The 11,863-nt window shown below is 71.3% G+C and carries 11 protein-coding genes; 10 read left to right on the plus strand and 1 reads right to left on the minus strand.

Annotated features, from left to right (window positions below):
- Positions 1 to 311 precede the first annotated feature (311 nt).
- From AB0C73_RS32735 to AB0C73_RS32755, 5 genes are all read left to right on the plus strand, one after another.
- A complete protein-coding gene (locus tag AB0C73_RS32735; protein WP_362537034.1) occupies positions 312 to 1,205 on the plus strand; it encodes a xanthine dehydrogenase family protein subunit M in 894 nt (297 codons plus the stop codon).
- Between the two features lie 2 nt (positions 1,206 to 1,207).
- Positions 1,208 to 1,798 carry a (2Fe-2S)-binding protein gene (locus tag AB0C73_RS32740; RefSeq protein ID WP_362537035.1) on the plus strand — a complete coding sequence of 197 codons (591 nt, stop codon included), beginning with the start codon at positions 1,208 to 1,210 and terminating at the stop codon, positions 1,796 to 1,798.
- 2 nt (positions 1,799 to 1,800) lie between these two features.
- On the plus strand, positions 1,801 to 4,194 hold the full coding sequence (locus AB0C73_RS32745) for a molybdopterin cofactor-binding domain-containing protein (RefSeq protein WP_362537036.1): 2,394 nt from the start codon (positions 1,801 to 1,803) through the stop codon (positions 4,192 to 4,194).
- 195 nt (positions 4,195 to 4,389) lie between these two features.
- Complete coding sequence (locus AB0C73_RS32750; RefSeq protein WP_362537037.1) at positions 4,390 to 5,856, plus strand: NCS2 family permease; 1,467 nt, start codon at positions 4,390 to 4,392, stop codon at positions 5,854 to 5,856.
- Between the two features lie 64 nt (positions 5,857 to 5,920).
- On the plus strand, positions 5,921 to 7,069 hold the full coding sequence (locus AB0C73_RS32755; protein WP_362537038.1) for an XdhC/CoxI family protein: 1,149 nt from the start codon (positions 5,921 to 5,923) through the stop codon (positions 7,067 to 7,069).
- 81 nt (positions 7,070 to 7,150) lie between these two features.
- On the opposite strand, the gene AB0C73_RS32760 is transcribed toward AB0C73_RS32755, so the two are convergent.
- Positions 7,151 to 7,783, minus strand: coding sequence for a TetR/AcrR family transcriptional regulator (locus tag AB0C73_RS32760; protein ID WP_362537039.1), 633 nt, complete (start codon positions 7,781 to 7,783; stop codon positions 7,151 to 7,153).
- A gap of 168 nt (positions 7,784 to 7,951) precedes the next feature.
- Here AB0C73_RS32760 and AB0C73_RS32765 point away from each other — a divergent pair, with 168 nt between their 5' ends.
- From AB0C73_RS32765 to AB0C73_RS32785, 5 genes are all read left to right on the plus strand, one after another.
- Positions 7,952 to 9,124 carry an acyl-CoA dehydrogenase family protein gene (locus AB0C73_RS32765; protein ID WP_362537040.1) on the plus strand — a complete coding sequence of 391 codons (1,173 nt, stop codon included), beginning with the start codon at positions 7,952 to 7,954 and terminating at the stop codon, positions 9,122 to 9,124.
- A 118-nt stretch (positions 9,125 to 9,242) separates the two neighbouring features.
- A complete protein-coding gene (locus AB0C73_RS32770) occupies positions 9,243 to 9,647 on the plus strand; it encodes a hypothetical protein (protein WP_362537041.1) in 405 nt (134 codons plus the stop codon).
- A 74-nt stretch (positions 9,648 to 9,721) separates the two neighbouring features.
- Positions 9,722 to 10,483, plus strand: a complete 762-nt coding sequence (locus AB0C73_RS32775; RefSeq protein WP_362537042.1) for an SDR family NAD(P)-dependent oxidoreductase — start codon at positions 9,722 to 9,724, stop codon at positions 10,481 to 10,483.
- Positions 10,484 to 10,582: 99 nt separating this feature from the next.
- Positions 10,583 to 11,302 (plus strand): TetR family transcriptional regulator, encoded by a 720-nt coding sequence (locus tag AB0C73_RS32780; RefSeq protein ID WP_362537043.1) that lies wholly within the window; start codon positions 10,583 to 10,585, stop codon positions 11,300 to 11,302.
- 120 nt (positions 11,303 to 11,422) lie between these two features.
- A partial coding sequence (locus AB0C73_RS32785) for a zinc ribbon domain-containing protein (RefSeq protein ID WP_362537044.1) occupies positions 11,423 to 11,863 on the plus strand: 441 nt, incomplete at its 3' end.

Consider the following 11,863-nt stretch of genomic DNA (forward strand, 5'->3'; position numbering starts at 1 on the left):
TTTGTCGATGAGTCGATGGGTCGATGAGTGGGTCGATGAGTGTCGCGTAGTGACCGGTGGCGTGGTGCCACCGTTTCCAGGGGGAAACGGTGGGGTTACTGTTCCCCGCCTTTCGTTCGAATCTACAAGACGAGAGTGGCAGCCAGCCAACTGCTTCATGTGTTCGGTGGCTGCCCATGGGGCACGCGGGCTTGTGTACTAGGCCACACACCACGCGTTAACAGCACATGAAGACATCGTTTGTCGAGGGCCGGCCGTCCCCTTTGGCCCGTACGAACGACCCCCACCCGAAGCACAAGAAGAGAGCCACCATGGACTTCCTTCGCCCCGCCAGCTGGGAGGAGGCGCTCGCCGCCAAGGCAGAGCACCCCACGGCCGTCCCCATCGCAGGCGGTACGGACATCATGGTCGAGATCAACTTCGACCATCGGCGTCCCGAGTACCTCCTGGACCTCAACCGCATCGAGCTGCTCGGCGAGTGGGAGGTCGGCGAGGAGGACGTCAGGCTCGGCGCCTCCGTCCCGTACAGCCGGATCATGGAGAACCTGCGGGCCGAGCTGCCCGGTCTGGCGCTCGCCTCGCACACGGTCGCCTCCCCGCAGATCCGCAACCGCGGCGGCGTCGGCGGCAACCTGGGCACCGCGTCCCCGGCCGGCGACGCCCACCCCGCGCTGCTCGCGGCGGGCGCCCAGGTCGAGGTCGAGTCGGTGCGCGGCACCCGGCTCATCCCGATCGACGCGTTCTACAAGGGCGTGAAGCGCAACGCGCTGGAGCCCGACGAGCTCATCAAGACCGTCCACATCAAGAAGGCGGACGGCCCCCAGCAGTACTCCAAGGTCGGTACCCGCAACGCGATGGTCATCGCCGTCTGCGCCTTCGGCCTGGCCCTCCACCCGGAGACCCGGACCGTGCGGACCGGCATCGGCTCCGCCGCCCCGACCCCGGTCCGGGCCACCGCGGCCGAGGAGTTCCTGAACGCGGCGCTCGAAGAGGGCGGCTTCTGGGACAACGGCCGGATCATCACCCCGTCGATCGCCAAGCAGTTCGCGGAGCTCGCCTCCGGCGCCTGCAACCCGATCGACGACGTCCGCGGCACCGCCCGGTACCGCCGGCACGCCGTGGGCATCATGGCCCGCCGCACGCTCGGCTGGACCTGGGAGCAGTACCGCGCCGGCAACGGGCGCACCCTCGAAGGAGCTGCATAACCATGCGCGTCAATTTCACGGTCAACGGGCGTCCGCAGGAGGCCGACGACGTCTGGGAGGGCGAGTCGCTCCTCTACGTCCTGCGCGAGCGCCTGGGGCTGCCCGGCTCCAAGAACGCCTGCGAGCAGGGCGAGTGCGGTTCCTGCACGGTCCGCCTCGACGGCGTGCCGGTCTGCTCCTGTCTGGTCGCGGCTGGCCAGGTCGAGGGCCGCGAGGTCGTCACCGTAGAGGGCCTGGCGGAGTACGCCAAGGAGCGCGAGGCGCACGGCGGTTGCGCGAGCGGCGCCTGCGGCGGCACCTCGATCGACGAGGCCAAGCGCTGGGAGGCCAGGCCGGCCCAGGACTCGCAGACCGGCGAAGGTGTCGAACTGTCCCCGATCCAGCAGGCGTTCATCGACGCCGGCGCCGTCCAGTGCGGCTTCTGCACCCCCGGTCTGCTGGTCGCCGCCGACGAGATGCTGGAGCGCAACCCGTCCCCGACGGACGCGGACATCCGCGAGGCGCTCTCCGGCAACCTCTGCCGCTGCACCGGCTACGAGAAGATCCTCGACGCGGTCCGCCTCGCGGCCGCCCGCCAGGGAGAGGCGGTCTGACCATGGCACGCACCACCACCACGGGCATCCCCCGCGACGTCACCCAGGGCTCCCACACCAAGGGCGGCGTCGGCGAGTCCACGCTCCGCCCCGACGGCACCCTCAAGGTCACCGGCGAGTTCGCGTACTCCTCGGACATGTGGCACGAGGAGATGCTCTGGGGCCAGATCCTGCGCTCCACCGTCGCCCACGCCGAGATCGTCTCCATCGACACCTCCGAGGCCCTGGCCCTGTCCGGCGTGTACGCCGTTCTCACGGCCGACGACCTGCCGGCCGCCAGGAACTACGGCATGGAGTTCCAGGACACCCCGGTCCTGGCGTACGGCAAGGTCCGCCACCACGGCGAGCCGGTGGCCCTCGTGGCCGCCGACCACCCGGAGACCGCGCGCCGCGCCGCCGCCAAGATCAAGGTCGAGTACCGCGAGCTGCCCGTCATCACCGACGAGGCCTCCGCGACCGCGCCCGACGCCGTCCTCGTGCACGAGAACCGCGACGACCACCACTCCGGCCACGTCCCGCACCCCAACATCGTGCACCGCCAGCCGATCGTGCGCGGCGACGTGGCGGCGGCCCGGGAGCGGGCCGATGTGATCGTCACCGGCGAGTACACCTTCGGCATGCAGGACCAGGCCTTCCTCGGCCCCGAGTCCGGCCTCGCCGTACCCGCCGAGGACGGCGGCGTCGACCTCTACGTCGCCACCCAGTGGCTGCACTCGGACCTCAAGCAGATCGCCCCGTGCCTGGGCCTGCCCGAGGACAAGGTCCGGATGACCATGGCCGGCGTCGGCGGCGCCTTCGGCGGCCGCGAGGACATCTCGATGCAGATCCTCGCCTCCGTGCTCGCGCTGCGCACCGGCAAGCCGGTCAAGATGGTCTACAACCGCTACGAGTCCTTCTTCGGGCACGTCCACCGGCACCCCGCCAAGCTCCACTACGAGCACGGCGCCACCAAGGACGGCAAGCTCACGCACCTGAAGTGCAAGATCGTGCTCGACGGCGGCGCGTACGCCTCGTCCACGGCCTCCGTCGTCGGCAACGCGGCCTCGCTCTCCGTCGGCCCGTACGTCGTCGACGACGTCGAGATCGAGGCGATCGGCCTCTACACCAACAACCCGCCCTGCGGCGCCATGCGCGGCTTCGGCGCGGTCCAGGCCTGCTTCGCGTACGAGGCGCAGATGGACAAGCTCGCCGCGAAGCTGGGCATGGACCCGGTGGAGTTCCGCCGGATCAACGCCATGGAGCAGGGCACGATCATGCCCACCGGGCAGGTCGTGGACTCGCCGGCCCCGGTCGCCGAACTCCTGCGCCGGGTCAAGGCCCGCCCGATGCCGCCGGAGCGCCAGTGGGAGACGGCCGGCGAGGGCGCGGACGTCCGCGCGCTGCCGGGCGGCCTGTCCAACACCACCCACGGCGAGGGCGTGGTACGGGGTGTCGGCTACGCCGTCGGCATCAAGAACGTCGGCTTCTCCGAGGGCTTCGACGACTACTCGACCGCGAAGATCCGCATGGAGGTCATCAACGGCGAGCCCGTCGCGACCGTCCACACCGCCGCGGCCGAGGTCGGCCAGGGCGGCGTCACCATCCACGCGCAGATCGCCCGCACCGAGCTCGGCGTCCAGCAGGTCACCATCCACCCCGCCGACACCCAGGTGGGCTCGGCCGGTTCGACCTCCGCGGGCCGCCAGACGTACATGACCGGCGGCGCCATCAAGAACTCCTGCGAGCTCGTCCGCGAGAAGGTCCTGGAGATCGGCCGGCGCAAGTTCGGCTCGTACCACCCGGCCTGGGCGAACGCCGAACTCCTCCTGGAGGGCGGCAAGGTCGTCACCGACGACGGCGAGACCCTCGCCTCCCTCGTCGACGTCCTGGAGGACGAGGCCGTGGAGATCGAGGAGGTGTGGCGGCACCGCCCCACCCAGGCCTTCGACCTCGTCACCGGCCAGGGCAACGGCCATGTGCAGTACGCCTTCGCCGCGCACCGCGCGGTCGTCGAGGTCGACACCGAGCTCGGCCTGGTGAAGGTGATCGAGCTGGCCTGCGCCCAGGACGTCGGCAAGGCGGTCAACCCGCTCTCCGTGGTCGGCCAGATCCAGGGCGGCACCACCCAGGGCCTGGGCGTCGCGGTGATGGAGGAGATCATCGTCGACCCGAAGACCGCGAAGGTGCGCAACCCCTCCTTCACGGACTACCTCATCCCCACCATCCTCGACACGCCGACCATCCCGGTCGACTACCTCGAACTGGCCGACCCGCACGCGCCGTACGGCGTGCGCGGCATCGGCGAGGCCCCGACCCTGTCGTCCACCCCGGCCGTCCTCGCGGCGATCCGGAACGCGACGGGCCTGGAGCTCAACCGGACGCCGGTCCGCCCCGAGCATCTGACCGGCACCCTGTAGGACCTCTGGACGGTGCGTGCCTCCCCGCGTGCACCGTCCAGGAACCCCCCACCGCATTACCAGCAGGAACCGCAGTACCGATCCACCCGTTCGTCTCGGGCCGTCCCCCGGGTCGTGCAGCCAACTGCATATCCCAAATCCCGCAATCCCCAACGCTTTCTGCGGGTGCCCCTTTGAACCTTGGGAGTAGGCCCCATGACCCAGTCGTCAGTGGAGCCCAGAACCACGGCCGAGGACGCGGGCAACGGCTCGCGCAACCCCGCCGGCAGGTCCTGGCTCGACCGGTACTTTCACATCTCGGAGAGAGGATCCACCGTCGCGACGGAGATCCGCGGCGGCGTCACCACCTTCATGGCGATGGCGTACATTCTCCTGCTCAACCCCCTGATCCTCTCCGGCAAGGATGTCGACGGCAACGTCCTCTCCCAGCCCGCGCTGATCACCGCCACCGCGCTGTGCGCGGCGGCCACCACCCTCCTGATGGGCTTCTGGGGCAAGGTCCCCCTGGCCCTCGCCGCCGGGCTCAGCGTCTCCGGCGTGATGGCCTCGCAGGTCGTCCCGGTCATGACCTGGCCGCAGGCGATGGCCATGTCGATCGCGTACGGCGCCGTGATCTGTCTCCTGGTCGTCACCGGCCTGCGCGAGATGATCATGAACGCGATACCGCTCGCGCTCAAGCACGCCATCACCATCGGCATCGGCCTCTTCATCGCCATCATCGGCTTCGTGAAGGCCGGCTTCGTCCACGAGAACCCCGTCCCCGGCGGCGGTCCCGTCTCGCTCGGCCCGGCCGGAGAGCTGCAGGGCTGGCCGGTCCTCATCTTCGCCTTCACACTGCTGCTGATCTTCGCGCTGCAGTCCCGCAACATCCCCGGCGCCATCCTCATCGGCATCGTCACCGGCACCGGCGTCGCGGCCCTGCTCAACGCGGTCGCCGACATCCCGGCCAAGGCCTGGTTCTCCGGCGCCCCCGAGCTGCACGGCAGTGCCGTCTCCGCCCCGGACTTCTCGCTCATCGGGAACGTGGACTTCACGGGCTGGGGCGACGTCGGCTACCTCACGATCACCATGATCGTCTTCACCCTGGTGCTCGCCGGCTTCTTCGACGCCATGGCGACCATCCTGGGCGTCGGCACCGAGGCCAAGCTCGCCGACAGCAAGGGCCGGATGCCCGGCCTGTCGAAGGCCCTGTTCATCGACGGCGCCGGCGGCATCCTCGGCGGCGCGGGCGGTGCCTCGGGCCAGACGGTCTTCGTCGAGTCCGCCACCGGCGTCGGCGAGGGCGCCCGCACCGGTCTGGCCTCCGTGGTCACCGGCGCCTTCTTCGCCCTGTGCCTGTTCTTCACCCCGCTCACCGCGATCGTGCCGCAGGAGGTCGCCGCCGCGGCCCTGGTCGTCATCGGCTCGATGATGATGCAGAACGCCAAGCACGTGGACTGGAGCGACCGCTCCGTCGCGATCCCGGTGTTCCTCACCGTGGTCCTGATGCCCTTCACGTACACCATCACCACCGGTGTCGCGGCCGGCGTGATCTCCTACGCGGTGATCAAGTCCGCCCAGGGCAAGGCACGCGAGGTCGGCGGCTTCATGTGGGCACTGAGCGTGGTCTTCGTCGTCTACTTCGCCATCCATCCGATCGAGAGCTGGCTGGGCGTCGGCTGACGGGGCACGAGCCCTGTGTGACGTCGCCCTCCCCACCCCATCCCCTAGTCCCCAGGAGTTCGAGATGCTGGACATCGCCGAGGAGCTGCACCGGTGGGTCGAGCAGGGACGTGTCTTCGCCGTCGCCACCGTGGTGGCGGTCGGCGGCAGCGCGCCCCGGCAGCCGGGTGCCGCGCTCGCCGTCGACACCGACGGCACGGCGATCGGGTCGGTCTCCGGCGGGTGTGTGGAGGGCGCCGTCTACGACCTGTGCCAACAAGCCCTTGAGGACGGCAGGACCGTCGTCGAGCGCTTCGGCTACAGCGACGAGGACGCCTTCGCGGTCGGTCTGACCTGCGGCGGCATCATCGACATCCTCGTCACCCCGGTACGCGGCGGGGTCTACCCCGCCGCCCTGGCCGCCGCCGTCTCGGGGGAGGCGGCGGCCCTGGCCCGGATCGTCTCCGGGCCGGAGGACCTGCTGGGGCAGGCCCTCCTGGTCCGCCCCGACGGCTCGTACGAGGGCGGGCTCGGCGGCCACCCCGAGCTCGACCGCACCGCCGCCGGCGAGGCCCGCGCGATGCTGGACGGCGGCCGCACCGGCACCGTGGAGATCGGCGCCGACGGCAGCCGCTGCGGACAGCCCCTCACCCTCCTCGTCGAGTCCTCCGTCCCCGCGCCCCGCATGATCGTCTTCGGCGCGATCGACTTCGCGTCCGCGCTCGTCAGGGTCGGCAAGTTCCTCGGCTACCACGTCACCGTCTGCGACGCCCGGCCCGTCTTCGCCACCAGGCTCCGCTTCCCCGACGCCGACGAGATCGTCGTCGAGTGGCCCCATCGCTACCTGGAGTCCACCGAGGTCGACGGCCGCACGGTGCTGTGCGTGCTCACCCATGACGCCAAGTTCGACGTGCCCCTGCTCCAGGCCGCGCTCAGGCTTCCCGTCGCGTACATCGGCGCGATGGGCTCCCGCCGCACCCACGAGGACCGCAACCGGCGCCTGCGCGAGGTCGGTGTCACCGAGCTCGAACTCGCGCGCCTGCGCTCCCCGATCGGCCTCGACCTCGGAGCCCGTACGCCCGAGGAGACCGCCCTGTCCATCGGCGCCGAGATTGTCGCCGCCCGGCGCGGCGGCAGCGGCGTCTCCCTGACCGGGGCGCACACCCCGATCCACCACGACGGCGCGGACGCGCCGGCCGGGCGGATAGGAGCGGTCCGGGGCGAGGTCGCCTGACGGGTTTCGTACGTACGCATGGAGGGCACCCCGGAGATCCGGGGTGCCCTCCATGCGTACGTACGGCTCCGAGCGCCCGGCTCAGGCCGGCTTCAGGCCGCCCGGGCTCAGGCCCGCCTTCTGCAGGCCGTGCAGCAGCAGCTCCGCGAGCTGCTCGTACGCGGCGGCGTCGGCGAGCCCGGTCGCGGCGGCCACCTGGCGCTGCTGGATGCGGACCATGACGGAGGAGATCACATCGGCCGCGAAGGCCACGTGCACCTCGCGGAAGACCCCCGCCGAGACGCCCTCCTCGATGAGCTGCTGCACCCGCCCGGCGGCGGCCCGGGTGTTGCGCTCGTAGACCTCGGCGGCGGGCTCGAAGGCGGCCACGTCGTCGAAGAACTGCGGCGAGACGGGCGCGAGCTCGGCGGCCACCGCGCGCAGATAGGCGGCGAGGCGCTCGGCCGGCCCGGTGGCGGCGGCGAGGACCGCCTCGACCCGGGCGGTGGCCCGCCGGAAGAAGTGCACCACGGCGGCTCTGACCAGCTGTTCCTTGCTGCCGGCGAGGCCGTAGAGGGTGCGCTTGGAGCAGTGCAGCTGGGCCGCGAGGTCGTCGAGCGTGAGCCGCGCGAAGCCCTCGCCGACCAGAAGCGCCACCAGCTCCTCGAAGAGCTCGGAGCGCCTGGCGGCGCCCCGGCCGGTCAGGCGGAGTGCGGCGGCGGAGGTCTCGATCACCCGAACAGTATGCCGGGTCGACCCGTTCGGGGGCTTGTGCCGTCACTCTGCTGCGCTACGCTAACCGGTACTGACGTACCCCTCGCAGTACCGTTTCGTGTGACGGATCTTCGGACCCGCAGTTCCGGAGCGTCGTCCGTGTCCTGCCTGTGTCCTGATGGAGTCGCCATGGATGTCGACCGCCTGCTTCCCACCCCCGAGGCAGCGGACCTCATCGCCCTCACGCGGGAGATCGCCGACAAGGAGCTCACCCCGCGCGTCGACGAGCACGAGGCCGCCGAGTCGTACCCGGAGGGCCTGTTCGCGACCCTCGGGGAGGCCGGACTGCTCGGCCTCGCGTACCCGGAGGAGTACGGCGGCGGAGGTCAGCCGTACGAGGTCTACCTCCAGGTCCTGGAGGAGCTGGCCGCCCGCTGGGCCGCCGTCGCCGTCGCCACCAGCGTCCACACCCTCGCCTGCCACCCGCTGCACGCCTTCGGCACCGCGGAGCAGAAGGAGCGCTGGCTGCCCGCCATGCTGGAGGGCCGCCAGATCGGCGGCTACAGCCTCTCCGAGCCGCAGGCAGGCTCCGACGCCGCCGCGCTCGCCTGCAAGGCCGAGCCCACCGAGGACGCCGAGGGCCGCCCGGCGTACCGCCTCACCGGCAACAAGGCCTGGATCACCCACGGCGGCAGGGCCGGCTTCTACGCCCTCTTCGCCCGCACCGCCCCCGGCAGCCACGGCATCTCCTGCTTCCTCGCGCCCGGCGCCACCGAGGGCCTCAGCTTCGGCAAGCCCGAGCGCAAGATGGGCCTCCAGGCCGTGCCCACCACCTCCGCGCACTGGGACGGCGCCGTGATCGGGGCCGACCGGCTGATCGGCGCCGAGGGCCAGGGCCTCCAGATCGCCTTCAGCGCCTTGGACAACGGGCGCCTCGGCATCGCCGCCTGCGCCACCGGTCTCGCCCAGGCCGCGCTGAACTCCGCCGTCGCGTACGCCAACGAGCGCACCACCTTCGGCCGGCGGATCATCGACCACCAGGGGCTCGGCTTCCTGCTCGCCGACATGGCCGCGGCCGTGGACGCGGCCCGCGCCACCTATCTCGACGCGGCCCGCCGCCGCGACCTCGGCCGCCCGTTCAGCCGCCAGGCGAGCGCGGCGAAGCTGATCGCCACCGACACCGCCATGAAGGTCACCACGGACGCGGTCCAGGTCCTCGGCGGCTACGGCTACACGCGGGACTTCCCGGTCGAGCGCTACATGCGCGAGGCGAAGATCATGCAGATCTTCGAGGGGACGAACCAGATCCAGCGGCTCGTCATCAGCCGGCAGCTGTCGGCCGCGCCGGTGCCCGGCAGGTAGCCGTTCCGTGGCTCCGGCGCCGCCCCTCCCGGATCAGGCTTCCGGTTGCCGGGGCGATCGGCCGGGCGTACTCCGGAAGAGGGGACCCGATCCATCCGTTCCGGAGAGGAGTCCCATCATGCTCGGCGACCTGATCGGTGAGGAACAGGGAGAGATCTCGGGGTTCCGGGTGCTGGCCACGGACGGCGGCCACCCGGTCATGGAGGCGTCCTTCCGTGCCTCCGGCACGATGCTCGGTGCCGAGATCACGGACATGGGCACGTACGAGTCGGTCCTGGGCGCCGACGGCACGCTCTTCGGAGAGGGCCAGGGGGTCCTGATGACCCGGGACGGCGAGACCGTCACCTGGCACGGCTCCGGAGTCGGCCGCTTCACCGAGTCCGGGGGCGTGAGCTGGCGCGGCGCCCTCTTCTGGGAGACCGCCTCCGCGAAGTTCACCCGGCTCAACGGCTGCGCCGGAGTCTTCGAGTTCGAGACGGACGCGAACGACAAGGCGACGGCCAAGGTCTGGGAATGGAAGTAGAGCGCGCACAGCGCGCGAGCAGTGCACACCTGAGGCGGCCCGGTTCCGGGCCGCCGCTTCGTACGAGGAGATTCATGGACATCGCAGGATCCGCCGCGCTCGTCACCGGTGCCGCCTCGGGCCTGGGCGCCGCCACCGCCGCCGCGCTCGCCGCCCGCGGGGCCACCGTGTACGGCCTGGACCTCGACAAGGCCGTCGCCGGGGCCGAGGCGCCGGCCGAGGGCGTCACCCTGCTCGCGGCCGACGTCACCGACGAGGAGCAGGTACGGGCGGCCCTCGCGCGGATCGAGGCGGACGGCGCCGAGCTGCGGCTCGCGGTCAACTGCGCGGGCATCGCGCCCTCCGCCCGGGTCCTCGGGCGCAAGGGCCCGCACGACCTGGCGCTGTTCCGCGCGGTCCTGGACGTCAACCTGGTCGGCACCTTCAATGTGATGCGCCTGGCCGCCGAGGTCATCGCCCGGCGGGACGCCGACGAGAACGGGCAGCGTGGCCTCGTCGTCAACACCGCCTCCATCGCCGCCTTCGAGGGGCAGGTCGGCCAGATCGCGTACGCCGCCTCCAAGGCGGGCGTCGCCGGGATGACCATCACGGCCGCCCGCGATCTCGCGCAGTTCGGCATCCGGGTCGTCACCGTCGCGCCCGGCATCGTCGACACCCCGATGATGGCCGGCTTCAGCGACGAGATCCGGGCCGGGCTCGCCGCGAGCGTCACCTTCCCGCAGCGGCTCGCCCGCCCCGACGAGTACGCCCGCCTCGTCACCATGATCGCCGAGCACGACTACCTCAACGGCGAGACCATCCGGATGGACGGCGCGCTGCGGATGTCCGCCCGCTGAGTCACTCTGCACCCGCTGACCCACTCTGCAGTGGGGCCCTGACCAGGGCGTTGGCACCAAGTGCCGCCGCGAGAGGGATCCGAGTGCTAGGTTCGGGACATGAGCGCCAACCCCGCCACCCCCGCCAAGCCCTCGATGCGCGACTCCCTCGTCGCGGCGGCCTTCGAGCTCTTCCTGGAGCGCGGCTACGAGCAGACGACGATCGACGACATCGTCCGTACGGCGGGGGTCGGCCGGCGGTCCTTCTTCCGCTACTTCCCCTCCAAGGAGGACGTGGTCTTCCCGGACCACGAGCAGAGCCTCGCCGACATGACCGCGTTCCTCGCCGCGAGCGAGGACTCCGACGACCCGGTGGTGCGCGTCTGCGACGCCACCCGGCTCGTGATGCGCATGTACGCCGAGAACCCCACCTTCTCCGTCCAGCGCTACCGCCTCACCCGCGAGGTGACCGGACTGCGGACGTACGAGCTCTCCGTCGTCTGGCGGTACGAGAAGACCCTCGGCGACTATCTGCGCACCCGCTTCGCGGACCGGCGTGACGGCACCCTGCGCGCCAACGTGGTCGCCGCGGCCGTGGTCGCCGCGCACAACCACACCCTGCGCCACTGGCTGCGCTCCGGCGGCGAGGGCGACCCGCTGGCGGAGGTGGACCGGGCGCTCGCGTTCGTACGGGACACCCTGGGGCCCGACGCGGCGCCGGCCGGCGGCGGGGCGGCGGGGGAGCAGGAGACCGATGACGTGGTGGTCGTGATCACCAAGCGCTCCACCCCGATGTGGCGGGTGGTGCGCGAGGTCGAGGCGAGTCTGGGCGAGGACTGAGGGACACAAAGGGATCTCAGTATCGTCAATTGAGGGTACTGAGGTCTTTCATTGCTGGCACTCAGTGCCATAGATTTGCTCCATGCACGGTTGAGCCGCCGAGTGCAAGGAGATGTCATCGTGTTCCACACGGGATCCACGGGCCTGCGGACGTCCTCCGCCGCCCTCCTGGTCGACGAGTCGGCCGCCGAGCCGGAGCTCTACTACCAGATCTGCCGCTGGTGCCAGACGACGACCTTCCAGCGTCTGCTCTGTCCCACCTGCGGGTCCACCGACCTGGCGCCCGAACTCAGCACGGGGGAGGGCGTGATCTCCGTACGCCGCGCCTTCACCGCCGCCGAGGCGGACCTCTGGCCGGTGCACATGACCGAGGGCTTCGTGGTGCGCTGCCGGGTCGACGGACCGCCGCACGCGGTGCGCCCCGGCGTCCGGGTCAGGCTTCTCCACGACGGCACGGGCACGGGCCTGCTCGCCCTGCCGGGCGGCTGGGAGTCCCGCAGCCAGACCCTGAAGATCCAGGGCAGCACCGACGGCGGCACCTTCACCGACCTCACTGCCGCA

Source organism: Streptomyces sp. NPDC048623 (assembly GCF_040650755.1).
Lineage (GTDB): Bacteria > Actinomycetota > Actinomycetes > Streptomycetales > Streptomycetaceae > Streptomyces.